Origin of the sequence: Cohnella candidum, from assembly GCF_003713065.1 — a bacterium.
In the GTDB taxonomy this organism is placed as follows: domain Bacteria; phylum Bacillota; class Bacilli; order Paenibacillales; family Paenibacillaceae; genus Cohnella; species Cohnella candidum.
Map to the genome: position 1 here is coordinate 4503757 of NZ_CP033433.1, position 26347 is coordinate 4530103.

Here is a 26347-nt window from a genome sequence, read left to right on the forward strand (position 1 = left end):
GACGATCGTCAGGGGGTGGATAGATGGAGGAGCGGGAGCTGATCCGGCAGTTAAAGGAGAGGAATCCGTCAGCGTTGGAGCGGATTATCGAAATATATACGGCGTATATCAGCACGGTTGTGAACAATGTGATCGGTCACTGGATGAAAACCGAGGATGTAGAGGAAGTGGTAGCCGACACGTTCGTGCTGCTATGGCGGAATGCCGCTCAAGTTCAAGAGAGCGGCACATTAAAGTCGTACCTGGCCACCATCGCAAGAAATCAGGCGCTAAAGAAGCTGAGAAGCTATAATCCGAGGGTTCACCCGCTCGATGATGAGCTGGAATGGATTGTCGATCGCAACGATTTCCGTTCGAAGACGGAACTCAGGCATGCGCTCGAATGGGCATTATCCTCCATGAGTGACTTGGACAGGGAAATTTTTCTCCGCTACTACTTCTTCATGGAGAAGACCGCATCCATTGCCGAACGGCTGAATACCAAGGAAGCTACGGTCAGAAGCAGATTGTCGCGTGGACGCAAATACTTGAAAGAGAAGTTAATCGAAGGAGGCTACTATGAGAATAAGAGTCTCGGAACTGTTTGAAGAGCCGCTGCCGGCGACGGATGGGATTGAACTTCGGAACGATAGTGGAACGGATTCGGAAAGAATCAAACAAATGGTGATGGGCAAAATCGGCGAAACGGCAACCTGCGATGCTCCTGTTCTCCGTAGGCCCCTTAGACAAAAGCGAGTGACAATCGGCATCGCATTGATCGCACTATCTGTCATGTTGTTATCCGGATTTACTTATGCCCTGACGTCGGGTTTACTCACCATAAAAGACGATAACGGACGAGTCGTCATGCAAGTCCAAAAACCGAATACCATCATCCCTGCGGAGCAAAAGGAACTTGAAGATCGGATTAGGAAAACGATCCATGACCGACTGCGGATCGGAGAGGGCGCGCTTATCCTGGTTGGCCAACAGAATATCGACGCCGTCCGAAGATATCAAGAGCCGAAAAGGTACCTCTCAACCTATCGCGGTCACGAATATTCGTCAACGCAAGACGTATCCTCCCGTTTGGTGGGCCATTTGAGCGGGATGAAAAAGCTGGGCGACCGATTCATGGACGCCAAAATCAGCAAAGTGGAAATGGTTCCTAATCTCAGTCATCCCAATGCCGTTCCGCTCGACAAGTGGGTGGAGGCGACGGATACAGCATCGGGTAATCCTTATGCTTATTACAAGTTCAATGCGGATGAACGTGCGTATCTGGATGATACCGTCATCATATTCTCCTATCGGAGTGCGGATTCAACGTTTAGGCTTATGGGCAACGCCGGAGATTTTACATCATTTGAGGTTTTCGACCAGAACCCCTCAGCTGAACGGATTCACGAGGCCGGCGGTATCCCGATCTACCAAATCGACGGCCAAAACGGTTCTTCTTTAATCTGGCGTCAACTGGGTCATGACGGAGAACTGGATTTCAGGCTGACGAGCGATGCGGATATCCAGAAACAGCTGGACTTTGCGGATGCGGTTATCAAAGCGACATCCGAAGAACGCTAGAATGATTGGGTTTATTGTTAAATACATCGTCATGCGGCCGGCGTGCCATGGCGATGTATTTTTTTGTCCTTCGCAGCCTGCCCGTATCTTTTTATGGATTTTTATCGTTAATACATTAAAAATGAAGGGAGAAGGAGAGTGGCTGATCGATGGAGAGAATCGTCTCGTTTGTAGGCAGTATTTTCATTCCGGTAACCGACATTGCCCGTTCTACGGAGTGGTACGTTCGAATGTTCGATTTGAAAACGATTGAAAAGACAGATCAACGTGTCGGACTCGCGTTCCCGAACGGTCAAACCTTGATTTTATTATGGAAAGTGGAAAAGCCGCAGCCTGTCCAATTCGATTCGGGCAAAGCGATGATGCCTTACTTCAATTTCACTTCTTACGATATCAACCATTCGTATAATCAGCTGAAGGCCAAGGGAGCGGAGTTAAGCGAAATCCACGAAGAGGATGGATTTACGTATTTCGAAGCTTTCGATCTGGACGGAAATCCCCTTAGTGTTGTGGAAGAGACGGGGCAAACGCCGTACTTTGCTCACAAGAACAGTTTGAGGAATCCAAAATAGTGCCGCAGGAAGATTATTCGGACGCAGGATACGAGACGTTCGCGGAGATGACGCTTCCGCTGCAAAGTGATCTTAAACGGTATTGTCTGTCCAAAGCGGGATCGGCGTGGGATGCGGATGATTTGCTGCAGGAGTCGCTTCTTAAAGCATACCGTTGGCATACTCGGTTTCCGAACAGGGAAATTACGAAGCCGTTTTTGTTCCGAATCGCCGCCAATGCGTGGGTCGATATTTGCCGCAGCCGTAAATTGCAGCCGTCGGTCAGACAACTCGAGGCGCACTCCATCGGTTCCTATGAGGAATGGAGCCACTGGGATGTGCGTGAGGCGCTCGAGCTGTTGTCCGATCGGCTTGAGCCGAAGCAAGTCGTTCTTGTTTTGCTGATCGATGTATTTGATTTTACCGCGAAAGAAACGGGAAAGTTGTTCGGACAAACCGAGGGTTCGGTCAAGGCGGCGCTGAAGCGGGCGAGGACGAGGCTGAAAGCGGCCGTTGAACGCCATCCAGAATACTGGGATGATTCTGTGCTTACCGCTCCGCGCAACGGACTTAGCATCGAGGTGTTCGAAGCGTTGGTCGACGGTTTTCGCCGTGCGGACCCGTTTGCGATATTCCGGTCGTACCAGACGCTGATTAAGGATGGCGCTGTGTTGAATCGCATCGAGTTGCGCGGAAATACGCTTTATTTTACGATCATAGACCCCGACGGAAATCCGTTGATGATTACGGAGAAATTAAAAACGCACGGGGATCAGGGGTGAATGTTCTTGTTGGAAATCTTGCAGCAGCAATACGATTGGATCAGAGCCGTTAGAGAAAACTTGTTTGCTTTCATGGAAGAGATTCCTCCTGAAAAATTGCATCAAACGATTCCCGAATTCGGGCGCGGATCCATCATACGGACCCATGCTCATGTCGGTGATTCTTATCGATTCTGGTTGGGATCTTTTGCGTTTAGGAAGATAAATGAACATAAGGATATTTTCGTAGATGAGCACGCTGATGTGAGATTCGTACGTGACAGATTTGCGGAAGTCGATGAAATGGTGCTCCGTTTCTTAAACGAATATCGCGATCGCTGGTCCGAACCTATCGTGCAAGATGAGAGTTGGCAGGGTTACCCGAAGGCGCCTACTCCTATGCTGTTGTTTACTCATACCATGACACATGAATTTCATCACAAAGGTCAAATCGTATCGATGGCCAGACATCTGGGCTGTCCGCCTCCTGCCGATGATCGTTTGGGAGGGCTTTTCACTTAGCATCACCGAATGTTGACCAAGGCGATCAAAGTGTCTATAATCTTGTCAAAGCATACCAATCAGGCATTGACCAAAGACATGGTCTCGTTTACGGACGGTACAGAGAGAGGGAGGATTGCTGAGACTCCCTACGGCAACCGAAGCGAGATTACCCCTTTGCAGCCGTGACGCTGAACCCGGATGGCGAACATGACCTCCGGCAGTAAACGCCGCCGTCCGATCCCCGTTACCGGATTCCGAATAAGGGCTTGCCGTATGCGCTGAATTGCGCCTAACGGTAAGCTGAATCAGGGTGGAACCACGAGCCGAACGCACTCGTCCCTTTGGGATAGAGGCGTTTTTTTGCGTTCGAATTTTACCCTGGGAGGAAGCAAAAATGGACAATCAAGCAACATCGGAAGAACTCGGTCGGTTAAGGCACAGCGCGGCGCACGTGATGGCGCAGGCCATCGCGCGTATCTACGGGCGAAAAGCGGTAAGGCTCGGTATTGGGCCGGTGATTGAGTCCGGATTTTATTACGACATCGATATTGAGAAGTCGTTGTCGGTTGAAGATCTGGCCGAGATTGAGGCGGAAATGCGAAAGATCGTGCAGGAGGATTGGCCGATCGTACGGCGTGTCGTCGATCGGGAGGAGGCGGTACGGCTTTTCGAGGAGTTAGGGGACGGCCTAAAGCTGGAGCTAATCCGTGATTTGCCGGAGTCGGCGGAAATCACGATTTATGAGCAGGGAGAGTTTTTCGATCTTTGCAGAGGCCCGCATGCCGCGTCGACGGGCAAAATTAAGGCATTCAAGCTGCTCAGCGTGGCTGGCGCCTACTGGCGTGGGGATTCGAAGAACCCAATGCTGCAACGGATTTATGGAACGGCGTTCCCGAAGGCATCTCAGTTAGCGGAGCATCTGCATCAGCTTGAGGAGGCGAAGAAACGGGATCACCGAAAGCTTGGCAAAGAGCTCGGGTTGTTCATGTTCTCCGAAGAAGCGCCTGGAATGCCGTTCTATCTTCCGAAGGGGATGACCATCCGGACCGAGCTTGAAAACTTCTCGCGCGAAATGCAGAACCAGCGGGATTACGACGAGGTACGTACTCCGTTCATGATGAACCGGCGATTGTGGGAACAGTCGGGACATTGGGACCACTACAAAGATAACATGTACTTTACGGACGTGGACGAGACGCCGTTCGCGCTGAAGCCGATGAATTGTCCGGGACACATGCTCATTTTCAAGAACAGTCTTCACTCCTATCGGGAGCTGCCGATTCGCATATCGGAATTCGGCCAGGTGCACCGCCATGAGTTTTCAGGGGCGCTCAACGGAATGATGCGGGTTCGCACGTTCTGCCAGGACGATGCGCATATCTTCATCCGCCAGGATCAGATCGAAGATGAGATCAACCGGACGATTGCGCTGATCGATCATATTTATCAGGTGTTCGGCTTTGAATATAAAATCGAGCTGTCGACTCGGCCGGAAGATTTCTTAGGTACGGTAGAGATCTGGGACGAAGCGGAGCAAGCTTTGCAAAATGCGTTGGATAAGCGAGGTATCCCTTATCGTATTAATGAGGGTGACGGAGCTTTTTACGGCCCCAAAATCGACTTTCATATTCTGGATGCGCTCAAGCGCAGCTGGCAATGCGGCACGATTCAACTGGATTATCAGATGCCGGAGAAGTTCGACCTTACGTACATCGGCGAAGACAATCAGAAGCATCGGCCAATCGTCATCCACCGGGCCATTTACGGCTCCATTGACCGATTCATCGGTATTTTGACGGAGCATTACAGCGGGGCATTCCCCGTTTGGCTCGCCCCTGTTCAGGTGAAGCTGTTGCCCGTCTCGGATCCGTACATCGATTATGCATTACACGTGAAGCAAGAGCTTGCGGAAGCGGGCATCCGCGTGGAAGTGGATATCCGAAATGAGAAGCTGGGCTATAAAATTCGCGAGGCCCAGTTGGAGAAGGTCCCCTACATGTTCGTCATCGGCGAGAAGGAAAAAAGTTCGGAAGCGGTGGCAGTTAGACGCAGGGGAGAAGGCGATATCGGTTCCATGACGGTCTCTGAGGTATCCAAGCAAATCGTAAAAGAAATTCAAGAGAAGAAATAGCTTTTCGCGCGGCTGAACCATACACCTTATGCTATAATTTTCCTTATTCATGTATTTATGATTATGGCTTAGAAGGGAGTTCTGTATGCCGCGCCCAATACTTCGCAAGAAATGGCTTTCCGTTACACTTGCAGCGGGTCTTCTGCTTACGGCTTATGCCCCGGTCGGCTTCGCGGCCGAATCAAATCAAACTCAGGCCGAGACGAATTCGAGTGTACCCGGATATGCGGACGTGCCGGATCATGCTTGGTATGCAAAGGCTGTGAATGGATGGATTGCTCTGGGCATTCTGAAGCCTGAGCAAGGGGATAAATTTCAGCCTGACTTCGTGACGACACGCGGCGATTTTGCTTTCTTGCTCGCTTACTCGCTCGGATTGACTCCCTCTTCAAAACCGGCGGCTTTCAAGGACCTTTCGGGCAATGATCTGGCCGGATATATTACCGCTTTGCAGGAGTCCGGGCTCGCGAACGGCTACGCGGACGGCACTTTCCGTCCGAGCGCTCCGGTTACCCGTGCCGAAGCAGCCCGTTGGATTGCCGCGGCAAGAAAGCTGCAGACGGAATCCCCAACGAGCCGGCGATTTCGCGATGTTTCTCCTGACAGCTGGTATTCCGGCTCCGTGGAAACGTTGTTGAAAGCGGGTATCGTATCCGGAAAATCCGACGATCGATTCGCCCCGGCCGACTCCATTAGCCGAGCTGAAACGATCTCCATGCTGGACCGGTCTTTTTTTAGCCCTCCGCTTATTCAGGACGTTCGCGCCGACGGCGTGATCATGATCGACGGCAGGGCCTACCATGCAGACGAATCGATAAGCGGAATTTTTCAATGGTCGAATAAGGCCGTATTACAAAATGCGGCGATTCAGTTCACGGCTGACGGTAACAAAATCGTATCCGTAGAATACTTGATGATCGGTTATAAAGGCGCATTGGCAAGGGAGGATAAACCTCTCGTATTAGACGCCGACGGAAACGCGATTAACGGCATCGTGATGGTAGACGCGGATCATGTCACGCTGGCGAATCTGGAAGTGAAAGGCGATCTGATTCTTGGCCGGGGATTCCAATCCGATTTTCTGGCCTATCACGTGAGCGTCAAAGGCCAAACCGTTTATTTGGAGGATTTCGGCCGGTCGAAGGATCAGGTATCCAATCTGGATTTACAGGACAGCGATTTGGGGAAAGTGGTTCTTGGAAACAGCGTGAATGTAAGACAGGTCCATATCGATTCCGGCAAGTTGTCCAAAACCGGGGACAAACCGGCAAAAGTAATACGCGTATCGGCTGAACCGGAGAAGACCGGCAAGCTAAACCTTCCGACGGCGACTCCTAAATTACCGCCGCTGGGGATTCCCATCTTACCGACGGGTACTGAAAAGCCGCCAACCGGTCCTCCGGTCCTTGCGCCCGGTCTTCATCTTCAAGTAACCGATGGCGCCATCATTGCCACGAACTCGGGGGGAGCCTCGCTTTTCAAGCCGGTCAGTTCGGCTATGTGCCGAACATGAATCCGCCGCCGATTGTTTTGCCATCTAATCCCGGTTTACAATTCGCACCTCCGCCGATTTTCAATGGCAGCGGCATTGGGGGACCTCCCTCGGATCCTTCCAGGGATCAGAAGAGGCCATTGAAGGTCACGTGCGAGAACGTCAACTGCAATGTGGAAGCACTCGTAAATGCGAAGATAGGTGTCGACGGGGCCGGAACGATAAGCGGCATTATCGTTCACTCCGGCGCAGATGCCGAATATACCGGTGACAAGCCGATACAAAAACTGGTTCTCGGCGATCCTAACACAACAATAGGCGCGACCTTCACGGGATCGGCGAACATCGAAAACGTAACGGTGAACGACACGAACGGGTCCATTACCTTGAAATCGAAGGGAACGATCGGGAATCTCATTTTACCGCCAGGCATGGATCCGAAAAGTCTGTTCCCGAATCCCGGCGATTTGAACAATGTGGCCGAAATCGGCGGTGTTCGGACGGCGTCGTACTGCTCGCTGAATCCCTCCGACTCAAGCTGCCGAACGCCTGCACCACCGGTATCAGTACCCACGCCTTCCGTTACCGACGTGACTTACAGTGTGGGAATTGATCCCGAAACAAGTGCTATTCATGTCAATTTCGTAGTTACGTTTCAGAATGCGTCGAAGCTATATTACGTTATCGTGAATGATGCTGGAGTTCCCAATGCTGATGCCGTAAAAGACGGTAACGCCGCAGGGACGATTGACAGCGGCAGCATTGACGTGACGGACTCGACGAATCAAGAAATCCCGTTAACGTTTGAGAACGGTTATGAATACACCATCTACGTTGTCGCTGAAAACGGCGGAAGACTGTCCGATGTATATGGGCAAAATTTTGTGCCGATGATATCGTCATAACTAAGGCCGGGAAGCCACCTCAAGGGTGTGCTTTCCGGCCTTTTCATTTATTTATTGTTGGTCGAACCTGGTACGGCCGAATCGTGGTTGTTGCCTGGAGGTTGTTTTCCTTGGTTTTTCGATCTTTTGCGAGCCATGTCGGTTCCTCCTTATGCTTCGTGTTTTACGACAATTTCATCCAGCGAGGTGTGCGCATCTCGGTTAGCTGCGTCCGCAATTTCGCGGTCGGTTTCGCTTCCGCCCTGCACGGCGTCTGCCGCATCGGCCTGTTGTTGCAGCTGTTCCTCAATTTGCCCGATGCCATTCGCCTCTTGATGATTTCGGCTTGACGGCATTGCTGATTCACCTCCAATGTCCTGTCGGAAGTTCCCGACATTAATGTGCGACATTGGGGAAGGAATTAGTCGTATCACACGACCCAATTGCCATTGCGGAACAATGGCACGATCTCTCCTGCAGCGGTGACTCCGTCGATCTGGAGCTCCGAGGATCCCATCATGAAATCGACATGTACGGCGCTGACGTTCACTCCCCGGCTGAGCACCTCATCGGACGGCAACCCTGCCCCGCCTTCTATCGCGGTTGGAAATCCGCCTCCGAAGGCCAAATGGCAAGAAGCGTTCTCGTCGAAGAGCGTGTTGTAAAACACGGTGTTCAGCTCCGCGATGGGAGAACGCTGGGGTACGAGCGCGATTTCCCCCAAATAACGCGCGCCTTCATCGTGATCGAGCCCGAGGACGGAGGCGAGTTCGTCGGCGGGTAAATCCGCGGTCGCTTCCACGATTTTGCCTTGCTCGAAGCGAAACGCCAAATCGCGGATCAGACGTCCGCCATAGCTGAGCGGCAACGTCGAACGAACGGTTCCGCTTGTTCGGCTGCGATCCGGCGAGGTGAAAATTTCTTCGGTCGGCACGTTCGGCGAGTAAGGGATTCCTTTGCCGTTCGTCGTCGTCGCCCCACTGATCCAGAGGTGCTTGTCAGGAAGCCCGACCGTAAGCCGAGTTCCCGGCGCCTCGTACCGCAGCTCCTTGAATTGCCTATCATTCATGTATTGCTGCCTCTTCCGCAGATGTCCGAGGTGCTGCTCCCAGGCGGCAATCGGATCCTCTTGATCCGCCCGCACGGCCTTCAGCAACAGTCCCCACAATTTCTCTTTCGCTTCGGTGACGGATACTTCCGGGAACACGCGGCTTGCCCATTCGGTCGTCACGACCGATGCGACCGTCCAGCTCACTTCCATCGTTCCGTGGTACAGCCTGCGAAACGGCGCCAATGCAGCCAGTTCCGCTTTGCGGTAAGCATCCAGCCGCTCTGCTGCGATTCCGTTATATAGAGACGGGTCGGGCGCATAGGTCATGATAAACGCGGCGTCTTTCTTCGCGGCTTGGAGAAAACGGTCCGCTTTCCACTCATCGTACTCCGCAAGCCGCTCCACGGAGCCGCGTTCTTTGTGCAGTCGGGCGATCACGGGATCAAACCAATGCACTTCCACTTCGCTTGCGCCGTGGTCGTAAGCTCTTTGGGTCAATCGATGGATGAACGGCCGGGACTCGATCGGCGTCCGGAACATTTCGGGACCGGCGCCAATGACGATAGGCTGGCCGGGCTGCAGGTTGAGTCCGACCTTCAGGATCACGTCGCAATAGCTGTCCAACCACTTTTCCGGAATCGCCACTGGGAATCTCTCCTCATTTTGCTGGTCTATTAAGGCAATTATAGCAAAGACGGGTTTCGCGCTAATTTCTTTTTTACATACGGTTGCTAAAATGGAAACAGAGGTGATGTGAAGTGAATTTGATGCGCTTGAAAGGAAATCTGGAGCAACGCAACCTGGATAACCGGTTGAGCTACGAGCCGGACATTATTGAGTTCTTTCTGAGCGACCGGGATCTGCTGGATCCGGAACGCATTCGGGACCGCATCCGTCAGCTTCATGACCGCGGGGTCAAAGCGTATTTGCACCATCCGCCCAAACACCAAGGAGAGTACTTGGACATCCTGAGCGATAACCCGGAGGTCCGGCGTTTTTACAACGAATCCTGCGAACTGCTCGCACGCATATGCATCGAGGAAAAGGCCAAATGCGTCGTCCACGCCCACTACGTCGGCACCCACAGCTGCAGAGACGTCACGCTGGAACGCACGCTGATCCTGCGTGAAGAAATTCGGCGAATCATGGCTTACTCCCGGGATGTGTTCGTGTGGGAGGATTCCATCGAAGGGCTGTTTTCCTATGGCGGGAACCCTTATCTGATCGACCATTTGATCGTGCCTTTGAAGCTGCCGTTAACCGTCGACGTGAGCCATACGTTCATTTCTTTCCGAGGTGATAATGAGCGGCTGCGCGACGTTCTCGAAAGGACGAAACCTTATGCTCAGTATTACCATCTCGTGGACAGCATGGGTTTGGAGCACGATTCGCTGCAGCTCGGGTTGGGGCGCATCGATTGGCGGATGGTAAAACCGCTCGTGTGGGGGAAGGATTTTATTTTCGAGATTACGCTCAGCGGAGACCATTCCGACTGCACGCCGATGGTGGAAAGCGCGCATTATTTCGCGAACGTGGAGGCGGAAGAAAACGGAAAAAGTCGGCAGCTGCTCACATGACGAGTCTGCCGACTTTTACTCCTTATCCGAAAATAAAGCGCTCGATCCGATCCGCGTTGTCAGTGAAGGGTAGCTCCGTGTTGTCCACGTAAAGAATGTTTCCTTCGGGTATTTCCCACGCCGGACGCCGGAGGGTGAGCGATTGGCGGAACTCGTCCCAATGCTCCAGTTTCCAGCGGTCCAAATCGGAGCTGCGTGCCTGAATACGGTCCCGATAGGCGGTCTCGTCTTTGAGATGGACGACCACGACTTTCGTTTCGCTCTTCATGCGCGTATCCTCAGGGAGGCGGGACAGTTGCTCCACGATCCAGCCGGGATCGGCGAGCTCCTTCGTGAACGGTCCGATGACGAACGCATCGTTGCCGATTGAGAGATTCTCGAGCGCGGCGTCCATCGTGATTTTGTAGCCCAAATCGCGGCACAGCTTCTTGTATGCGGCGGAATCCCGATCCGTAGGATCGAGACCGGCTTGCGTCATCAGCGCTTCCGCTGCCGGTCGGAGCAAGGTATCCATGTCGAACAAAGCCGCGCCTCGCTTGGCGGCGACTGCTTTCGCCAGCGTCGTCTTACCGGCGCCCGCACCTCCGACGAAAAAGACGAGCCTGCCATCGTTCCCCAACTCCACCCGAGATTTTCTCCATCTTATAACGAGGGAATCCACGGCGCAATCATTGCTCATTCGGACGAAACCATTACAATAGTATTATTCATTCAAATCTATTTGATCCGCGGGTCATCGAGAGGAATTCAGCTATGAAGCAAGGAATCGTGTATGCCGTATTGTCGTATCTGGCCTGGGGGCTGTTGCCGCTTTACTGGCGGCTGTTTCAAGAAATGCCGGCATGGGAAGTGCTCGCGCACCGCGTTGTGTGGGCGTTCGTGTTCGTGGCTCTACTGGTGACGGCGGGCAAGCAGTGGAAGCCATTGAAGAAAGTCGTCTCCGACAAACGAAGCCGAATCGCCGTCGCGTTGTGCTCCGTCTTCATCAGCGCGAACTGGTTGATCTTTATTTGGGCCGTCAACAACGATCATGTGGTAGAGACAAGCCTGGGTTATTATATGAACCCGCTGATCAGCATTTTGATGGCGGTCGTTTTTCTGAAAGAGAGGCTGTCCGTCGGGCAGTGGATCGCGATCGGGCTTGCCGGTACCGGCGTGGTTGTGATGGCGGTCGAATTCGGCAGCCTTCCGTGGGTATCGCTGTCGCTGGCCGTCTCGTTCGCCTTGTACGGTCTTGCAAAGAAAGCGGTGAAGCTGGACGCGTTGCTCGGACTGACGTGGGAGACGATGATCGTGCTGCCCGTCGCGTTAATCTATTTGGTTTTCGTGCAAACGCAAGGGACGGGCACGTTCACGGAACTGCCGGTTCTGAAAATGCTGTTCCTGCTGCTCGCCGGACCCGCTACCGCGCTGCCGCTCTTCTGGTTCGCCAAAGCGACACGGGTGCTGCCGCTGTCGTTGGTCGGTTTCATCCAGTATATCGCTCCCACGACGAGTCTGCTGCTCGCGATTTTTGTATTCGATGAGCCGTTCGAGTCGTCCCAGTTCATCAGCTTTGCGTTCATTTGGCTGGCTCTCATCGTGTACAGCGCAGCATCGTTTGTACGGAACAAGCCGGCGAATCGGTTGAATCCTGAGCGAACATAGGGCAGCATCAAAAAAATAGCGAGAGAACAGAGCGGCTGAGGGCGACCTCGGCGGCTCTGTTTTTTTGGTTGACAACCAAGTGGGATGCCGATATAGTAACAGTTGATAATGAGAATCAATATCAATTGGAGGGATATTCAAGTGAGCAACAAAGTTCTTATGCCCGTTATCTTTCTTTTGTTTGCTGTTATCATGAGCGCTTGCGGCGATAAGACCGCAACCGATACGGCGTCTTCTCCCAGCGCGAGTGCGGGTGCGAGCGCGTCTGTGTCCAATACCGGCACGGCTACATACGAGTCCGAACTCGGTCCGGTCGAAGTGCCGGCCCATCCGCAGCGCATCGTCGCGCTCACGAACGCGCCGAACGTACTCTCGTTGGGCGGAACGCTCGTCGGCGTCGACGAGTGGACGAACAAGAACCCGCTTTTCAAAGATAAGCTGAACGGCGTAGAAGTCGTATCCGAAGACAAGCTGGAGAAGATTCTCGAGGTCGATCCGGATTTAATCATCGCCGACGCCGGCAGCAAGAACATCGACAAGCTGAAAGAAATCGCGCCTACCGTGGCCTACACGTGGGGCAAACGGGACTACTTGGCGCAACAGATCGAGATCGGCAAGCTGCTGAACAAGGAGAAGGAAGCGCAGGCTTGGGTCGACGACTTCAAGCAAAGAGCCCAAGCGATCGGCCAAGAGATCAAAGCCAAAATCGGCAAGAACGCGACGGTATCCGTCTTCGAGACCGACTCGAAAAACTTCTACGTATTCGGCAAAGCGTGGGCGAGGGGAACCGAGATCCTGTATCAGGCCATGGGGCTGAACATGCCCGAGAAGGTGAAAGCGGACGCTCTTGGCCCGGGCTACTATACGTTGTCGCCTGAAATGCTCAGCGACTACGCAGGCGATTATCTCGTTCTCAGCAGAAGCTCGGAGGGAGACAACTCTTTTATGCAAACAGAGACGTGGAAGAAAATCCCCGCCGTCAAAAACGGTCACGTCATTGAGATCGACACTGAGGCCTCCACTTACAGCGATCCGACGACGCTCGAATATTTGCTGAACATCTTCAAGGAAGGCTTCCTGAAATAAATGCGAGGCTCTCTTAAAATCGGCATCAGTATAGCCGCGCTTGCGATCCTCTTCTCGCTCGCCATGCTTCTCGGCGCCAAAGACGTCTCGTTGCACGAACTGTGGCTCGTGCTCACAAACCGTGGAGGCGACGATAAAATCGCGATGCTCCGGGAAATCCGGTACCCGCGGGAGGTGGCAGCCGTACTCGTCGGCGCCGCTCTCGCGGCGGCCGGTGCGATCATGCAAGGGCTGACGCGCAATCCGCTCGCGGAGCCTGGCATTCTCGGATTGACCGCCGGAGCGAATGCGGCGCTCGCATTGGCGGTCGCGTTGCTGCCGGCGCTGAATTATTTCGGGAACATGCTCGTCTGCTTCGTCGGGGCCGCGCTGGGCATGATGCTGGTCATCGGCATCAGCGCGCTGAAGAAAGGAGGCTTGTCCCCATACCGGGTCGTATTGGCCGGGGCCGCCTTATCCGCATTCCTGTTAGCCGCGGCGAACGGAATCGGGCTCCTGTTCAAAACGTCCAAAGACGTCACGATGTGGACTTCGGGCGGCTTGATCGGCACGACGTGGGGGCAAGTTCAAGCAATCAGTCCTGTCATCATCGGCTCCCTTTTGGTTGCATTTGCGTTGTCCAAGGCGCTCACCATTTTAAGCCTGAACGAAGAATCGGCCGTCGGTTTGGGGCTGCGAACGGAATACGTGAAAGCCGGTTTATACCTGGTGATCATTTTGCTGGCGGGTTCGGCCGTCGCGCTTGTCGGGAATATCGCGTTCATCGGACTCATGATTCCCCACATGGTGAGAGCGGTGTTCGGAACCGACTATCGCCTGGTCCTTCCGATGTCGGCCGTATGGGGAGCGGCATTCATGCTGATTGCCGATACGCTCGGCCGAACGCTGTATGCGCCGTACGAAACGCCGGTCGTGGCGATCGTCGCGATCGTCGGGCTCCCGTTCTTCTTGTTCGTCGCAGGCAAAGGGGTGAAAACGCCGGCATGATTTCGACCGCGCAAGCCAGAAAGCAAACCGCCGTTTATGTCACCTTGGTGCTGCTCATCGCGGCAACGATCATTGTCGGCACGAGCATCGGCTCCGGGGCGCTTTCCATCGATCGCCTGCTCTCTACGCTCTTCGGGCAAGGCACCGCGAAAGAGAATTTCGTGTTATTCTCCATCCGATTGCCGCGAATGATCGTCACGTTGTTGGCCGGCATGGCATTGGCGCTGTCCGGTGCGATCCTGCAGGGCGTGACTCGGAACGACTTGGCGGATCCCGGCATCATCGGCATTAACGCGGGAGCCGGCGTCGCGATTTCGGCCTTTTTTCTGTATTTCCCTCTCGATCCGAAGACGTTCGCTTATGTACTGCCCCTTGTCGGGTTTGGAGGCGCGCTGGCGACGGCTGCCTGTCTCTACTTATTCTCCTATTCCAAAGCAAGTGGCTTGCAGCCCGTGAAGCTGCTGCTCGTCGGAGTCGGCTTTGCTTTCGCATTGGCCGGCCTGACGGTCGTGCTCATTTCCTCGGCGGATTACCGCAAGGTCGACTTCATCGCAAAATGGCTGGCGGGCAACATTTGGGGAGCGGATTGGCCGTTCGTGTGGTCGCTCCTTCCGTGGCTGGCGATTCTGTTGCCTTATACGTTGTACAAGTCGAAGTCCCTTAACCTGCTCGCGATGAGCGAAGGGATCGCCGTCGGGGCGGGCGTCCCCGTCAACCGGGATCGGTTATGGCTGCTGACGGCTGCCGTCGCGCTTGCCGCCGCGGCCGTGTCCGTCACCGGGAGCATCGCGTTCGTCGGCCTGATGGCTCCCCATATGGCGAAGGCGATCCTTGGGCGCCGCCACCAATATTATGTGCCGCTGGCCGTCTTGATGGGCGGGTGGCTGCTGCTGTGTGCCGATACCGTCGGGCGCAATCTGGTCGATCCGGCCGGCATACCGGCGGGAATTATGGTGGCGCTCATCGGCGGTCCGTACTTCTTGTATCTTCTATTGAAACAATAAGACCGCCTCACGTCCAAGGCAGCCTGCACTGCTCAGGCGGCACGTTCACGAAAGACTGGATAGAAGGCTGGCGCAGCGCGCGGCCTTCTTGCCATCTCCATTCGCTGTACTGTACTTTCGCGGTCAGCTTCGGCGTCACCCAATAGGCGTCCTTATGCCGGTCGGGGCGGTTGGCGAAGGGAGAGCTGTTCGTCATCATCGGCGTTAAAATTCCCGTCAAATCCCGCCACTCGGCCTTCGTCAGCTTGCCGGTTCCGGTATGGCCGATGTACCACAGCTTTCCCTCACCATCATACTGACCGAGCAGCACCGCATTGACGAAGCCCCCGTTTAACGTAAAACCGCCGATGGCCGCCATGACGTCCCCGTAATTTTTGACCTTCCGCCAACGATCATCCTTCCCGCCAAGCGCATAGGCGCTGCGCAGGTCTTTACAGACGATTCCCTCCATGCTTTGCTGCCTCATCACCTCGAACAGACTCGCTCCGTCGCCATGGGAAGCGACCAACTGAACGTGCTCATTCGGCGTGATGATGCCATGCAGCAATTCCAGCCGCTCTGACAGAGGCCGCGAATTCACCCACTCGCCGTCGCAGTACACGACATCGAAAATCATGTACGTGATCGGAACGCTTCGCTGCATTTCCGGCACCCGATGCAGTTTTTGAATGAGATCGCGCCTCATGACTTCGTGGAAGGAGGGCTTGCCGTCCGCGGCCAATGCGATGACTTCGCCGTCCAAGATGACGGAAGAAGCCTTACAGTAGGAGGGGACCTCCAGCAATTCGGGGTAATGGCGGGTGCGCTCGTTTTGCTTGCGGTTGAACAGTTTGGTCCCGTGTTGATGATGGTAAGTAAGAATGCGCGTGCCGTCCCATTTGATCTCGTGTCTCCAATGGGGCTCGGTCGGGATCGTCTCGCTGATGACCGGTTCGAACGGATAAATCGGCTCCATGGCGGCCCCCTTGGCTTTGGTTGCTTCTTACATATTCTGAACCGCCGAACGCAAAATAATGACCAACTTGTTCCAGCAGGGAGGGGAGGGCTTCCCATGGAGAAACACCTGATCACGATAGAGGGCAAAGAGCTCGAAATCACCCACCCGGATCGCGTGATTTGGCCGGAAGCCGGCATCACCAAGCTGGACTACTTGCAGTACTTGATTCAGGTGGCTCCGTTCCTGCTGCCTTACACGAGGGACCGAATGTTGATGGTGTGGCGTTATCCGGACGGGATCTTGGGGAGAAGGGTCGAGGAGAGATCGATCCACGGTGAAGCCCCGGAATGGGTGCCGCGGGTCGTGTATGCGGAGAAAGAGAGAATTTTGCTAAACGATGCGGCTACGCTCGTCTGGGTGGCGAATCGGGGCGGGGTCGAGCTGCATGTGCCGTTTGACCGGTTCGACCGGAAGGATTACCCGACCGAGTTGGTGTTCGATCTGGATCCGGCCGAAAATATGCCCTTCGAAGCGGTGCGCGAGGTGGCGCTGAAGCTGAGGGACGTGCTGAACGGGTTGTCGCTGGCCAGCATACCGAAAACGTCCGGAGCGACGGGGCTGCAGATATTCGTGCCGATCGAACCGAAATACACGTTCGAGGAGACCCGCCGCATCAATACGTTCATCGCCCGGTATATGCAGGAACAAATGCCGCACCGGATCACGCTCGAGCGCGTCGTGGAGAAACGCGGGGACAAGCTGTATTTCGACTATCTCCAGCTGTGGCGGGGACGGACGATGGCCGCGGCTTATTCGGTAAGAGCAAAACCGAAAGCCACGGTCTCGACGCCGGTCACCTGGGACGAAGTGGCCGCCGGTTTCCATCCGGCGGATTTCACGATCGCCGCGGTGCCCCAGCGTCTGCTGACCGTCGGCGACTTGTTCCGGCAAGTATCGTCCGAGGAATTCCGTCTACAGCAGCGGATAGACGAGGTGCTGGCATTCATCCGGAAAAACGGTTAATCGTCCATTCCCTTTCCATCGAGGATTTGCGGGATATATTTCTCGATCCTCGATTCCCGAGTCTTCGACTGTTTGGCCCCGGAAAAATAAAGAATGTAAGCACGCTGCCGTCCCGGCGTCAACGCTTCGAAAGCCGTTTTCAGATCCGGAATTTCAAAGAATTTATTTTGCAGCTCTTCAGGGATTTCGTATTCCGTCGTCTTTTTAAGCTCCACTTGCAGGCCGGCTTTTTCGACTTCAATGGCTTCATCGATGTAAGATTTGATGATTAGCTGCATCTCGTCGATTTGTTCGGCATCGGTGAATCGGAGCTGGCGCGCGGCCTGCACGTTCTCCGTTTGCTGAATGAGGATGCCGTGCGGGTCTTTCAACAAGGCGCCTTTGTGAAACAGAAGCGCGCAGTACTCTTTGAACCCATGGATGAGAACGACGTTTTTATTGTCATAGGTGTAGCAAGGATGCATCCACTTAAAAACCTCGGTCAGCTCGCAGTCGAGAACGATTTCTCTCAACCTCGTAAATTCTTCCTTCCACTGTTTGGCCTTCTTGAAAAACGGATCGATCTTCGGATTCCGAATCCCTTGTGTCATCTAGAAGCACTCCTCTTCCATTTTCGCCTAATCTTTCTATTCGACGCTGAGATTGCGTACTCCTTGCCCGTAACTTTTTGACCAAAATATTCAAGCGGTGTGCTACGATGAGGGTGATCAAATGCCTGCTTGCTTGATCATCATTGTCGGGGAGGATGCAAAATGAGTACGAGTTTCATAAAGGCAGCCGTCATTTATTTTCTGGTCGGAACGGTTCTGGGTTTGGTGATGGGAAGCACCCAAGCATTCGAGTACACTTCCGTGCATGCCCACATCAATCTGGTCGGCTGGGCTTCGCTGGCCATCATCGGTCTCATCTATAAGGTGTATCCGGATTTGGGAGAAGCCAAACTCGCCAGAATTCAGTTCTATCTGCACAATGTCGGCTTGCCGCTGCTCATTATCAGCATGGTCATCTTCGCGAGGGACAACGAAGCGCTCGGGATCCCGTTTGCGGCGCTCGGCGGATTGCTTATCATTGTGTCGGCCATTCTCATGGCGGTGAACGTTTTCAAGCGGTTAAGATAAGTTCCACATGAAGCCACTAAAAGGCAGTTGAAGCGATTTTTGCTTCTCTGCCTTTTTTATTTTGAATTTTCCATGAAATTGCTATCCGAATAGAAGGAAAAGTCCACGAACTCACCGAATGTATCATGTCTAAATTACAGGAAAATTAGGGAAACACGCCAAAACTACACTAAAGGGAGTATGACCCCCATGTCCAGGCTTCGGAGCCGCCTTGCCGTCAAGCTTTCACTTATGATTTTAGCGATTCTCGTTATTTTATCCTCTGCATTGATTTTCCTTCAGATCAGCAACACGAAGCAAGCAAGCGAAGAAGCGATCGGCAATTTCAGCATTCACCACGCCGAAGCCTACGCGGGACAATTCGATGTCAAAGCCTATCAAACTTTCCTGCAAGACGCCAAAGAGAGCGACCTGTATTGGAGCATTCGCCAAGAGTTGAACCAATATCGGGAGCAGATCGGCGCTTTGTATGTCTATACCGTCAAAATCGACGACCAAAAGCAGCCTATCCTACTGATCGACGGCCAGCCGAAAAACGAAAAAACCGCGTCGCCGATCGGCGAAGTCACCGACGTGCCTGCGGCAGCGGTGGATGCGTTATTGAAGGGCGAGTCCGCCAAATCCGGCATCATCCATAATCCCGAGTATGGAGACTATATCTCCGCCTACGCCCCGATTCACGATGCGGCCGGGAAAGTGATCGGGGTGCTGGGCATCGATACGGACGTGTCGGTGTCGAAAACGATCTACCGGGAAGTCCTGCGCAAAAGCTTGCCGCTGTTCATCCTGATGGGCGTTCTGACGTTGGTCGTTTTTGCGTTAATCGCGTTGTTCATGTCCCGTGCCTTGCGGCCGCTCGGCATCATCGTGAAAGGCGCCGAGGCGATCGCACGTGGAGATCTCGCCGAAGCAAAGAAACATATCGGAGCGAAACGAGTCCGCTCGAAGGACGAAATCGGACAAGCTTATGCCGCGATGCTGCAGATGATCGACAGACTCGGCGTCACGCTTGGGGATGTGGTCCGCGAAGTGAAGTCGACGACGCAGGAGCTTGTCCAATCGACGGATCAGTTCAGTTCGGAAGCGGGCAGGCTGGTGACGTTAAACGAGCAGCTTGAGCAATCGATCGAGCATCTGGCGTATGGTGCTCAGCATCAGCGCGTTGGAGTCGAGGAAAGCGCGAAATCGATGGAAGAGATCACGTTGGCCATTCAGCGGGTGGCCGAATCTTCGTCCAGCGTATCGAGAGCCTCCGTGGAAGCGTTGGAAACCGCAGAGCAGGGAAGAAGCTCCATCCTGTGGCTGAAGCAACAAGTCGCGTCGATCTCCGGCGTCGCCGAGCAGACCGCGAATTCCGTGAACATTTTGAACACGTACATGAGCGAGATCGAACCGGTGCTCCATTCGATCACGAGTATCGCGGATCAAACCAAGCTGCTGGCGTTGAACGCTTCCATTGAAGCGGCGCGGGCGGGAGAACACGGCGCGGGTTTCGCGATCGTCGCCGGCGAAGTCCGGAAGCTGGCCGAAGCTTCGGCGGTTTCCGTGGAACAGATCACGTCTCTCATTCAGCAGATCCAGCAGGAATCGGCTCTGATCGGCGAGAGAATGTCGGCGGAGGCCAAGGAAATGGCCAAAGGAACGGAGCTTTCCGGCCAGGTCGAGTCGTTCTTCCGCGATACGGTGGACCGGTACCAGTTCGTGAACGGCCAGATCCAGGAAATTTCTGCGGCCGCGGAAGAGATTCTGGCGGGCTCCGAAGAGGTGACCGCCTCCGTGGAGCAGATCGCGAGGATTTCGACGGAGGCTGCGGAGAACACGGCATCGATTCAGCGAATGTCGGAAAATCAGCTGGAAGCGGCCAAACGGATTGCCGACACGACGGAGCAGCTGCAGAAGAGAAGCTCCGTGCTGGAATCGGCGGTAGGGAAATTCAATTTGTAAGCGAGGGCCCCGGGGCGTTACCCGGGGTTTTCCTTTGATCGGGACCCGATTAAGTAGCCGACGATCGTCGATTCGACGGGGAGCACGATGAGCGTCCACATTTCCTTCAGTCCGAAGTCGGCGGAACGGAATGGCTGAGGCGTCAGCGTGTAGATCAATGCGATGAGCAGAACGATGATCGCGATCGTGCCGACGATGTACAGCCGGACGTTCTCTCCCGAGCCGAAAAATTTGCCGAGGATGCCGAGCTCCGCTTTGCGTTTCTCCGTCTCCGCGTTCGCCGCGATGATTTTGCTGACGACCTTCGGGTCTTGGACCTCGATTTTATTCATGTTGCCGACACCCCCTCTCCCGCGAAAAAGGTAAACGTGAGCATCCAGGAGGTCGCGTCGTAATTGATGGTCACCTCGTAGCGAAGGGACAGCTTGCGGTTGTTCAGCACGCCGAGGTGGATCATGTCATGGTTGCCGGTCGCCTTGCCTCTCGGGAAGTTCACGCATGAAATTCGCACCTCGTTGTACCGGACAAGCCGGATATCCGTCGTGAAGTCGTCCCTCCCGGGCTCGTTTTCGATGCAGAAGACGAAAGTCAAAGGATCGTTTTCTTCCGACAAGACGATTTCGATCGGATTCATGCCGTAAGCGAACACTCTGCCGTGATAGACGGCTTCGAACCCTCCGGACGTGATTTTCATGGTCATCCCCCCGAGTCTATCTGTCATCGTACGAGCTTCGATGGTATATTTTACGAAAGAGAATGTACGCGCATGACAATCCGGACGAAACGGGAGGAAACGGACATGCAGACAGGCTTCCGAACGATCAAGACGGTGAACGCGAACGAAATACATATGCGCGATCCCTTCGTGTTCGCCTACGGCGCGGAAAGAAAATATTATTTGTTCGGCACGACGTTCGCGGACGGCTGCGGAGACCAGGATCCGATCTTTGAAGTCTATGTCAGCGACGATTTAACTTTATGGACCGGGCCTTATGCGGCGTTTCAACCTCCGAAAGGGTTCTGGGGAGTACGGCATTACTGGGCGCCCGAAGTGTTCGAGGTAGACGGCAGGTTCTATATGTTCGCTTCCTTCAAAGGCGGCATCGGAGAAAATCGCGGCACGGGCATTCTCGTCGCCGATCATCCCGCGGGTCCGTACCGCGTCCACAGCGAAGGGCCGGTCACGCTGGCCGGCCATGAGTGTTTGGACGGTACGTATTACGAGGATGACGACGGGCAGCGGTGGATCGTGTTTTGCCACGAATGGACCGAGCTTTACGAAGGGAAAATCAAAGCGCTCCGTTTGACGAAGGATTTGAAGGCCTCGTATGGGGAAGCCGTCACGATCCTGAATGCGGCGGACAGGCCGTGGATCCGGCTGTTCGGGGATCCGCGCATCGAGAAGACGGGGTATTTGACCGACGCTCCGTTCTTGTACAGAGCCCGTAACGGGGAGCTGTTGCTGCTGTGGTCCAGCTACTCCGTACCGAATTACGGCGACTCCGGACTTGGCGGTTACACGGTGGCGATCGCCCGTTCCGCGAACGGCCGAATGGACGGTCCTTGGACACACGACGAACGGTTGTTCATGGACCGCAATGCCGGGCATTCCAGCTTGTTCCGCGATTTCGAGAACCGGCTGTGGATCTGCACGCATTATCCCGATACGCCTCACGGACAGGAACGGCCGCTGTTTCTGCCGGTGGAGGAGACGGAGAACGGGTTGGCGCTGCGATAGAATAGGAGGCGGGACTGTGGAAAATAACCGAAATTGGGCAGGGAACTACACCTACGGCACGTCGGAGATCGTGGTCGCGGAAACGGTAGAGCAAGTGCAGGATTGGGTGGCTCGCAGCGAGCGAATCAAGGTGCTGGGCACGCGTCACTCGTTTAACGGAATCGCCGACTCCAAGGATCGGTTTCTTTCTCTGCAGAAGTTGAACCGCTTAATCTCTTTGGATCGCAAGAATCACAGGGTTACCGTTGAAGCGGGCATTCGCTACGGGGAGCTGAGCCAATACCTCCACGATCACGGCTATGCTTTGCACAACATGGCGTCGCTGCCGCACATCACCGTTGCGGGCGCGATCGCGACCGCGACGCACGGTTCCGGCGACGCCAACCGCAATTTGGCGGCAGCCGTCCATGCGCTGGAGGTTGTCCAAGCGGACGGGGACATCGCCGTTTTCTCCCGTGACCGAGGTGACGGGGAATTCGAGGGCGCGGTCGTCGGACTCGGGGGATTGGGCGTCGTCACCCGCATTACGCTGGACGTAGTCCCGGCTTTCGAAATGAGCCAGCACGTCTACGAGAATTTGCCGCTCGCGCAGCTGGAGCGGAATTTCGACGGAATTTTCTCCAGCGCCTACAGCGTCAGCTTGTTTACGGATTGGAAGAGCTCATCGTTTAACCAGGTTTGGATCAAGCGAAATACCGCCGACCCGGGCTTCGAACGCTTGGAACCGGAGTTTTACACGGCCACGGCGGCTGCCGCTCCGGTGCATCCGGTACCGGGCAACCCCACGGAAAACTGCACGGAGCAGCTGGGTGTTCCGGGGCCGTGGCATGAGCGGCTACCGCACTTCCGCATGCATTTCACGCCGAGTGCCGGAGAGGAGCTGCAGAGCGAATATTTCGTGCAGCGGCAGCATGCCTATGAAGCTTTGTGTGCGATTGAAAGGCTGCGGGAAGCGATCACGCCGCATCTCTATGTGTCCGAGATTCGCACCATCGCGGAAGACGATTTGTGGATGAGCCCCTGCTATAAACAGGCGATGGTCGGGATTCATTTTACATGGATGAAGGATTGGGAAGCCGTCCGGCAAGTGTTGCCGCTCATCGAGAAGAGCCTTGAGCCTTACCGCGCCCGCCCGCATTGGGGGAAGCTGTTTACGATGGAACCCGCTCGGCTGCAAGCTCTCTACGAAAAGCTGCCGGACTTCAGGCAACTGCTTATTCGCCGGGACCCCGAAGGAAAGTTCCGCAACGCGTTCCTGAACGAATATATCATGGGACATTAAGGGCTTGTGCCGAAAGGGGTCGACGCGTTGAAGGTCACGCGGATGGAAGCGTTCAGCGATGGCGTGCTCGCCATCATCATTACGATCATGGTCTTGGAGTTTAAGGTTCCCGAAGGGCATGACTGGAGTTCTCTGGTGGACTTGGTGCCCAAGCTTCTCAGTTACGCGGTCAGTTTTGTTTACGTCGGGATCTACTGGAACAATCATCATCATCTGCTTCACACGGTCCAAACTTTGAACGGGAAATTGATGTGGCTCAACTTGCTGCTGTTGTTCTGTCTGTCGCTCGTGCCGTTCTCGACCGCCTGGATGGGGGAAAGCGGCTTTGCCCCGACGCCGACGGCGTTGTACGGGATCGTGCTGCTGCTTGCCGCCATCTCCTACACCTTGCTGCAACGCGCGATTCTGAAGCAGCACTCCCCCGACTCGCCGCTGATTGCTGCGATGGGGAAGGACTATAAAGGCATCATTTCGCCGTTCTTCTACCTCTTGGCCATCCTGACGGCTTACTTGAATGCATGGGTATCTTGCTTCTTCTTCGTACTCGTCGCCGCGATCTGGTTCGTGCCGGATCAGCGGATTGAGCGCGTGATCAAGAACAGGGCTATGTAACTTGCAAGCCGAATCGCCCGCATGTAAGATGAGTAGAATGGAGGCGATAAGATTGGACAACAACGAAAAGCAAGCCGAAGAACAGGTCAATTATAAGCTGTCGTTTGCCCAGCTTTTTAACGAGTCTTTCATGAAGCGGTATACGAAACACGAAAATATTGTGGACTTCCTTGATAAAAGCCCATTCGAAATCAACTCGCTAGAAGATTTTGAGAAGATTGATAACGACGCTTGGGATCAATATGTAGCGGAAAACAGCACTTTTAAATCTTGGGAAGAAATGAACGGAATGGCCGGGGCCGAGCTCGTCGCGAATCAAATGAAAAAAGCTTTTAAATTGTAAGAGCCTCGCCTATTTGCTAGCAAGCCGAAACAGCCCGAATCCTCACGGATACGGGCTGTTTTCATCTGTTCGAAGGGCGAATGCCGCTGTCGAATTACCCGTACAACCCTGCGGTTCCCGGCATATATTGCAAGTGACACAAAATCCTCCTTTAAGGAGGTGATGCCAAATGTTAGCTCCTTTAACGCATTGGATGGAAATCGCATTGTGGGTCGTGCTGGGCTCGATGGCGGTTGACTTCTTGATCGGGTTGTTCAAACTCGGGACAGGGGGCAGCTTGAGATTCGTGCCGGATTTCGTGGTGCGTTACTTGAAAGATATCCTCTACTACGTGCTGCCTCTGCTCGTCCTTGCGTCCGTTTCGGTCATGGATTCGACGGGATGGATCGTGCTTGCCGGTTATTATGCAGGCGCAGTAGCCGTCGTCCTCAAGTATTTATGGGATATCAAAGCAAAATTGTAACCGCAAACGAAGAGCATCGGAGATAGTCTCCGATGCTCTTTACTTTTAGGTCCGCGTTTCCGCCAGGGAAGACCCGAGCGCCCAAATCCGTTCCACGTTCCGGGGATCCGCCGCATAGCGGGGATAACTCCGCGAGCCGAAAATGTTCTTCAGCTGCGCGAATCCTTGTTCGTTAGCCGCCGGCTCCACGATTTCTCTCTTATGGTTGAAGAGTCGGCCGGTCACGCTGCGGTACTCCTCCGAGGTGCAGAGGTTAAAGTAGTTGTCGGCCATGCCTTCCGGCAAGGGGTTCGTCAGATTTTGAACCCGGGCAAGCATGCGCCAGACGGGGCTCATTTTCGCGATCGTTTCCGGTGACAGCTTCACGCGGTTGATGAGCAAGGCGTTGACTTGGATTCCTTGATCCTTCAGCTCCTCCGCCAACTTGAAGGTCAACATCAACAGCCCCATTTTCGAATCGCCGTACATTTTGTAGACGTTGTAACGCCGCTGCCCGCGGAACTCGCCGCGCAGGTTATCGAATTCGATCTGCCGTTTCGGGTCGAAGAAATGCTTGATGTTCGTCGTGCAAGCGTTAAGAACTCTCGGATCCTCCGATTTCGCGAGATGATCCGCCAAGAGGCGGGTCATGAAGAACGGCCCGAACGCGTTCGTGGCGAAAGAGAGCTCGACGTTCTCGGGGCTGAGTCTATATGCTTGCTCTCCGTAATTCAAATAGGCGGCGTTATGGATAAGGATGTCCAGGCGCGGATATCGGGCTTTGAAAGCCGTGCAAAACGATCGTATGGAATCGAAAGAAGAGACGTCGAGCTCGAGCAGGTCGACATTCGGATTTCCCGATGCTTCCTGGATTTCCCGTTGCGCGGAGACGCCCCTCTCCAGACTGCGGCAGGCCATGACGACACGGTAACCCTCCGTCGCGAACCGCAGTGCCGCCGCTTTGCCGATCCCCGAATTGGCTCCGGTAATGATCACGATTTTATCGTTCATGCTTTCGCACCTCCCGTTTGTTTCCGCATCTGCGCGGCTGTCATGATATCCTCCGCCGCGCTGTCCATGATGCGGATCATCTGTTGCTCGTCGAAGCTGTCCGGCAGCAGTCCGTTGGCGACCATAACCGACAGACCCGTCTGAAAGATTTGCATTTTCAGCAAGATCGTCCGCAGCTCCTCTTCAGAGAGTCCCTGGAGATTCGGATCTTGTTTCATCAAGCCGACAAGCACGTCTAAATCTTGCTCTTGAGGCTTCATGTGATCGTTCTTCTTCATGACGAGGTCACGGTAGAGGACGCTGTATTCCTTCGCGAACCGCAGGCTCGCGACTCCGATGTCGTGGAACGGATGTCCCGAATTTTGTTCCGCTAGCAGCTGTCGGCTGATCGCGAAAGTCTTGTGGACCACCGCCTCGACCAGTTCGCCAGCCTCTTTAAAATTGACGTAAATCGGAGCAATGGAGCTTCCCAGCTTGTCGGCCACCTTGCGGATCGTAATGCCGTCCAAGCCTTCCGTCCTTGCGATTTCGAAGGCGGCGTCGACAATTTGTTCTTTCGTGAATTTGGACTTCGGTGCCATTGGGGGTCATCTCCATCAATTCGTACCATTTGATATATATCACTTGATATGTATTGTATGGGGGAATCCATCATATGGCAA

General features: G+C 54.4%; 30 protein-coding genes. 21 read left to right on the forward strand and 9 right to left on the reverse strand.

The window, feature by feature from the left end:
• The first annotated feature begins 23 nt into the window (after nucleotides 1-23).
• From EAV92_RS20835 to EAV92_RS20870, 8 genes are all read left to right on the forward strand, one after another.
• Nucleotides 24-587, forward strand: coding sequence for an RNA polymerase sigma factor (locus EAV92_RS20835; RefSeq protein WP_123042860.1), 564 nt, complete (start codon nucleotides 24-26; stop codon nucleotides 585-587).
• Nucleotides 559-1560, forward strand: a complete 1002-nt coding sequence (locus EAV92_RS20840; protein ID WP_123042861.1) for a hypothetical protein — start codon at nucleotides 559-561, stop codon at nucleotides 1558-1560. Before EAV92_RS20835 ends, EAV92_RS20840 begins: the two co-directional genes overlap by 29 nt.
• Nucleotides 1561-1709: 149 nt before the next feature.
• Entirely contained in the window at nucleotides 1710-2132 is a 423-nt protein-coding gene (locus EAV92_RS20845) for a VOC family protein (RefSeq protein ID WP_123042862.1), read from the forward strand.
• A complete protein-coding gene (locus tag EAV92_RS20850; RefSeq protein ID WP_123042863.1) occupies nucleotides 2132-2893 on the forward strand; it encodes an RNA polymerase sigma factor in 762 nt (253 codons plus the stop codon). Before EAV92_RS20845 ends, EAV92_RS20850 begins: the two co-directional genes overlap by 1 nt.
• A gap of 6 nt (nucleotides 2894-2899) precedes the next feature.
• Nucleotides 2900-3394 (forward strand): DinB family protein, encoded by a 495-nt coding sequence (locus EAV92_RS20855; protein WP_123043838.1) that lies wholly within the window; start codon nucleotides 2900-2902, stop codon nucleotides 3392-3394.
• 376 nt (nucleotides 3395-3770) lie between these two features.
• A complete protein-coding gene (gene thrS, locus EAV92_RS20860) occupies nucleotides 3771-5507 on the forward strand; it encodes a threonine--tRNA ligase (protein WP_123042864.1) in 1737 nt (578 codons plus the stop codon).
• Nucleotides 5508-5592: 85 nt separating this feature from the next.
• A complete protein-coding gene (locus EAV92_RS20865; protein WP_123042865.1) occupies nucleotides 5593-7020 on the forward strand; it encodes an S-layer homology domain-containing protein in 1428 nt (475 codons plus the stop codon).
• On the forward strand, nucleotides 7017-7904 hold the full coding sequence (locus EAV92_RS20870; RefSeq protein WP_164472871.1) for a hypothetical protein: 888 nt from the start codon (nucleotides 7017-7019) through the stop codon (nucleotides 7902-7904). The genes EAV92_RS20865 and EAV92_RS20870 overlap by 4 nt, the downstream gene beginning before the upstream one ends.
• Before the next feature lie 149 nt (nucleotides 7905-8053).
• On the opposite strand, the gene EAV92_RS20875 is transcribed toward EAV92_RS20870, so the two are convergent.
• Nucleotides 8054-8239: a hypothetical protein gene (locus tag EAV92_RS20875; protein ID WP_123042867.1), complete on the reverse strand. Its 186-nt coding sequence runs from the start codon at nucleotides 8237-8239 to the stop codon at nucleotides 8054-8056.
• A 74-nt stretch (nucleotides 8240-8313) separates the two neighbouring features.
• Nucleotides 8314-9579, reverse strand: a complete 1266-nt coding sequence (locus EAV92_RS20880) for an aminopeptidase (protein ID WP_164472872.1) — start codon at nucleotides 9577-9579, stop codon at nucleotides 8314-8316.
• Between the two features lie 122 nt (nucleotides 9580-9701).
• Here EAV92_RS20880 and EAV92_RS20885 point away from each other — a divergent pair, with 122 nt between their 5' ends.
• The gene (locus tag EAV92_RS20885; RefSeq protein WP_241158582.1) at nucleotides 9702-10511 is read left to right on the forward strand and encodes a TIM barrel protein; all 810 of its coding nucleotides are present in this window, start codon (nucleotides 9702-9704) and stop codon (nucleotides 10509-10511) included.
• Between the two features lie 22 nt (nucleotides 10512-10533).
• Here EAV92_RS20885 and EAV92_RS20890 read toward each other — a convergent pair whose 3' ends face one another.
• Complete coding sequence (locus EAV92_RS20890; RefSeq protein ID WP_241158337.1) at nucleotides 10534-11136, reverse strand: P-loop nucleotide/nucleoside kinase family protein; 603 nt, start codon at nucleotides 11134-11136, stop codon at nucleotides 10534-10536.
• Between the two features lie 128 nt (nucleotides 11137-11264).
• Here EAV92_RS20890 and rarD point away from each other — a divergent pair, with 128 nt between their 5' ends.
• The 4 genes from rarD (at nucleotide 11265) to EAV92_RS20910 (ending at nucleotide 15235) form a co-directional block, all read left to right on the forward strand.
• Nucleotides 11265-12158, forward strand: coding sequence for an EamA family transporter RarD (rarD, locus tag EAV92_RS20895; protein WP_123042871.1), 894 nt, complete (start codon nucleotides 11265-11267; stop codon nucleotides 12156-12158).
• Between the two features lie 141 nt (nucleotides 12159-12299).
• Entirely contained in the window at nucleotides 12300-13244 is a 945-nt protein-coding gene (locus tag EAV92_RS20900; protein ID WP_420888789.1) for an iron-hydroxamate ABC transporter substrate-binding protein, read from the forward strand.
• Nucleotides 13245-14231 carry a FecCD family ABC transporter permease gene (locus EAV92_RS20905; protein ID WP_123042872.1) on the forward strand — a complete coding sequence of 329 codons (987 nt, stop codon included), beginning with the start codon at nucleotides 13245-13247 and terminating at the stop codon, nucleotides 14229-14231. It begins immediately after the preceding gene.
• A complete protein-coding gene (locus EAV92_RS20910) occupies nucleotides 14228-15235 on the forward strand; it encodes a FecCD family ABC transporter permease (RefSeq protein WP_123042873.1) in 1008 nt (335 codons plus the stop codon). Before EAV92_RS20905 ends, EAV92_RS20910 begins: the two co-directional genes overlap by 4 nt.
• A gap of 7 nt (nucleotides 15236-15242) precedes the next feature.
• Here EAV92_RS20910 and EAV92_RS20915 read toward each other — a convergent pair whose 3' ends face one another.
• Entirely contained in the window at nucleotides 15243-16190 is a 948-nt protein-coding gene (locus EAV92_RS20915) for an ATP-dependent DNA ligase (protein WP_123042874.1), read from the reverse strand.
• 96 nt (nucleotides 16191-16286) lie between these two features.
• Between EAV92_RS20915 and ligD the strand changes: the two genes are divergently transcribed.
• Nucleotides 16287-17195 carry a non-homologous end-joining DNA ligase gene (gene ligD, locus EAV92_RS20920; RefSeq protein WP_123042875.1) on the forward strand — a complete coding sequence of 303 codons (909 nt, stop codon included), beginning with the start codon at nucleotides 16287-16289 and terminating at the stop codon, nucleotides 17193-17195.
• Here ligD and EAV92_RS20925 read toward each other — a convergent pair.
• Nucleotides 17192-17785: a YdeI/OmpD-associated family protein gene (locus EAV92_RS20925; RefSeq protein WP_123042876.1), complete on the reverse strand. Its 594-nt coding sequence runs from the start codon at nucleotides 17783-17785 to the stop codon at nucleotides 17192-17194. The genes ligD and EAV92_RS20925 overlap by 4 nt on opposite strands.
• 162 nt (nucleotides 17786-17947) lie before the next feature.
• On the opposite strand from EAV92_RS20925, the gene EAV92_RS20930 reads away from it, so the two are divergent.
• Together EAV92_RS20930 and EAV92_RS20935 are read left to right on the forward strand one after the other, a co-directional pair.
• Nucleotides 17948-18313 carry a heme-copper oxidase family protein gene (locus tag EAV92_RS20930; RefSeq protein WP_123042877.1) on the forward strand — a complete coding sequence of 122 codons (366 nt, stop codon included), beginning with the start codon at nucleotides 17948-17950 and terminating at the stop codon, nucleotides 18311-18313.
• Nucleotides 18314-18502: 189 nt separating this feature from the next.
• Entirely contained in the window at nucleotides 18503-20257 is a 1755-nt protein-coding gene (locus EAV92_RS20935; protein WP_164472873.1) for a methyl-accepting chemotaxis protein, read from the forward strand.
• A 17-nt stretch (nucleotides 20258-20274) separates the two neighbouring features.
• Here EAV92_RS20935 and EAV92_RS20940 read toward each other — a convergent pair whose 3' ends face one another.
• Nucleotides 20275-20589: a hypothetical protein gene (locus EAV92_RS20940; protein ID WP_123042879.1), complete on the reverse strand. Its 315-nt coding sequence runs from the start codon at nucleotides 20587-20589 to the stop codon at nucleotides 20275-20277.
• Nucleotides 20586-20951, reverse strand: coding sequence for a DUF6864 domain-containing function (locus tag EAV92_RS20945; RefSeq protein ID WP_123042880.1), 366 nt, complete (start codon nucleotides 20949-20951; stop codon nucleotides 20586-20588). Before EAV92_RS20945 ends, EAV92_RS20940 begins: the two co-directional genes overlap by 4 nt.
• A 72-nt stretch (nucleotides 20952-21023) precedes the next feature.
• Between EAV92_RS20945 and EAV92_RS20950 the strand changes: the two genes are divergently transcribed.
• From EAV92_RS20950 to EAV92_RS20970, 5 genes are all read left to right on the forward strand, one after another.
• On the forward strand, nucleotides 21024-21995 hold the full coding sequence (locus EAV92_RS20950) for a glycoside hydrolase family 43 protein (protein WP_241158338.1): 972 nt from the start codon (nucleotides 21024-21026) through the stop codon (nucleotides 21993-21995).
• 16 nt (nucleotides 21996-22011) lie between these two features.
• The gene (locus tag EAV92_RS20955) at nucleotides 22012-23277 is read left to right on the forward strand and encodes an FAD-binding protein (protein ID WP_123042881.1); all 1266 of its coding nucleotides are present in this window, start codon (nucleotides 22012-22014) and stop codon (nucleotides 23275-23277) included.
• Nucleotides 23278-23304: 27 nt separating this feature from the next.
• The gene (locus tag EAV92_RS20960) at nucleotides 23305-23889 is read left to right on the forward strand and encodes a TMEM175 family protein (protein WP_123042882.1); all 585 of its coding nucleotides are present in this window, start codon (nucleotides 23305-23307) and stop codon (nucleotides 23887-23889) included.
• A gap of 52 nt (nucleotides 23890-23941) precedes the next feature.
• A complete protein-coding gene (locus EAV92_RS20965; protein ID WP_123042883.1) occupies nucleotides 23942-24232 on the forward strand; it encodes a hypothetical protein in 291 nt (96 codons plus the stop codon).
• Between the two features lie 169 nt (nucleotides 24233-24401).
• Nucleotides 24402-24695, forward strand: coding sequence for a hypothetical protein (locus EAV92_RS20970; protein WP_123042884.1), 294 nt, complete (start codon nucleotides 24402-24404; stop codon nucleotides 24693-24695).
• A gap of 45 nt (nucleotides 24696-24740) precedes the next feature.
• Here EAV92_RS20970 and EAV92_RS20975 read toward each other — a convergent pair whose 3' ends face one another.
• Together EAV92_RS20975 and EAV92_RS20980 are read right to left on the reverse strand one after the other, a co-directional pair.
• Nucleotides 24741-25685 carry an SDR family NAD(P)-dependent oxidoreductase gene (locus EAV92_RS20975; protein WP_123042885.1) on the reverse strand — a complete coding sequence of 315 codons (945 nt, stop codon included), beginning with the start codon at nucleotides 25683-25685 and terminating at the stop codon, nucleotides 24741-24743.
• Nucleotides 25682-26266 (reverse strand): TetR/AcrR family transcriptional regulator, encoded by a 585-nt coding sequence (locus EAV92_RS20980; RefSeq protein ID WP_123042886.1) that lies wholly within the window; start codon nucleotides 26264-26266, stop codon nucleotides 25682-25684. The genes EAV92_RS20975 and EAV92_RS20980 overlap by 4 nt, the downstream gene beginning before the upstream one ends.
• Nucleotides 26267-26347: the final 81 nt, after the last annotated feature.

Bases quoted from the DNA above. Each gene is read 5' to 3' on its own strand.
- EAV92_RS20835 (WP_123042860.1), top strand. From the start codon at position 24: ATGGAGGAGCGGGAGCTGATCCGGCAGTTAAAGGAGAGGAATCCGTCA.
- EAV92_RS20840 (WP_123042861.1), top strand. From the start codon at position 559: ATGAGAATAAGAGTCTCGGAACTGTTTGAAGAGCCGCTGCCGGCGACG.
- EAV92_RS20845 (WP_123042862.1), top strand. From the start codon at position 1,710: ATGGAGAGAATCGTCTCGTTTGTAGGCAGTATTTTCATTCCGGTAACC.
- thrS (WP_123042864.1), top strand. From the start codon at position 3,771: ATGGACAATCAAGCAACATCGGAAGAACTCGGTCGGTTAAGGCACAGC.
- EAV92_RS20865 (WP_123042865.1), top strand. From the start codon at position 5,593: ATGCCGCGCCCAATACTTCGCAAGAAATGGCTTTCCGTTACACTTGCA.
- EAV92_RS20870 (WP_164472871.1), top strand. From the start codon at position 7,017: ATGAATCCGCCGCCGATTGTTTTGCCATCTAATCCCGGTTTACAATTC.
- EAV92_RS20875 (WP_123042867.1), bottom strand. From the start codon at position 8,239: ATGCCGTCAAGCCGAAATCATCAAGAGGCGAATGGCATCGGGCAAATT.
- EAV92_RS20885 (WP_241158582.1), top strand. From the start codon at position 9,702: ATGCGCTTGAAAGGAAATCTGGAGCAACGCAACCTGGATAACCGGTTG.
- rarD (WP_123042871.1), top strand. From the start codon at position 11,265: ATGAAGCAAGGAATCGTGTATGCCGTATTGTCGTATCTGGCCTGGGGG.
- EAV92_RS20905 (WP_123042872.1), top strand. From the start codon at position 13,245: ATGCGAGGCTCTCTTAAAATCGGCATCAGTATAGCCGCGCTTGCGATC.
- EAV92_RS20910 (WP_123042873.1), top strand. From the start codon at position 14,228: ATGATTTCGACCGCGCAAGCCAGAAAGCAAACCGCCGTTTATGTCACC.
- EAV92_RS20915 (WP_123042874.1), bottom strand. From the start codon at position 16,190: ATGGAGCCGATTTATCCGTTCGAACCGGTCATCAGCGAGACGATCCCG.
- ligD (WP_123042875.1), top strand. From the start codon at position 16,287: ATGGAGAAACACCTGATCACGATAGAGGGCAAAGAGCTCGAAATCACC.
- EAV92_RS20925 (WP_123042876.1), bottom strand. From the start codon at position 17,785: ATGACACAAGGGATTCGGAATCCGAAGATCGATCCGTTTTTCAAGAAG.
- EAV92_RS20930 (WP_123042877.1), top strand. From the start codon at position 17,948: ATGAGTACGAGTTTCATAAAGGCAGCCGTCATTTATTTTCTGGTCGGA.
- EAV92_RS20935 (WP_164472873.1), top strand. From the start codon at position 18,503: ATGTCCAGGCTTCGGAGCCGCCTTGCCGTCAAGCTTTCACTTATGATT.
- EAV92_RS20940 (WP_123042879.1), bottom strand. From the start codon at position 20,589: ATGAATAAAATCGAGGTCCAAGACCCGAAGGTCGTCAGCAAAATCATC.
- EAV92_RS20945 (WP_123042880.1), bottom strand. From the start codon at position 20,951: ATGAAAATCACGTCCGGAGGGTTCGAAGCCGTCTATCACGGCAGAGTG.
- EAV92_RS20950 (WP_241158338.1), top strand. From the start codon at position 21,024: ATGACAATCCGGACGAAACGGGAGGAAACGGACATGCAGACAGGCTTC.
- EAV92_RS20970 (WP_123042884.1), top strand. From the start codon at position 24,402: ATGTTAGCTCCTTTAACGCATTGGATGGAAATCGCATTGTGGGTCGTG.
- EAV92_RS20975 (WP_123042885.1), bottom strand. From the start codon at position 25,685: ATGAACGATAAAATCGTGATCATTACCGGAGCCAATTCGGGGATCGGC.
- EAV92_RS20980 (WP_123042886.1), bottom strand. From the start codon at position 26,266: ATGGCACCGAAGTCCAAATTCACGAAAGAACAAATTGTCGACGCCGCC.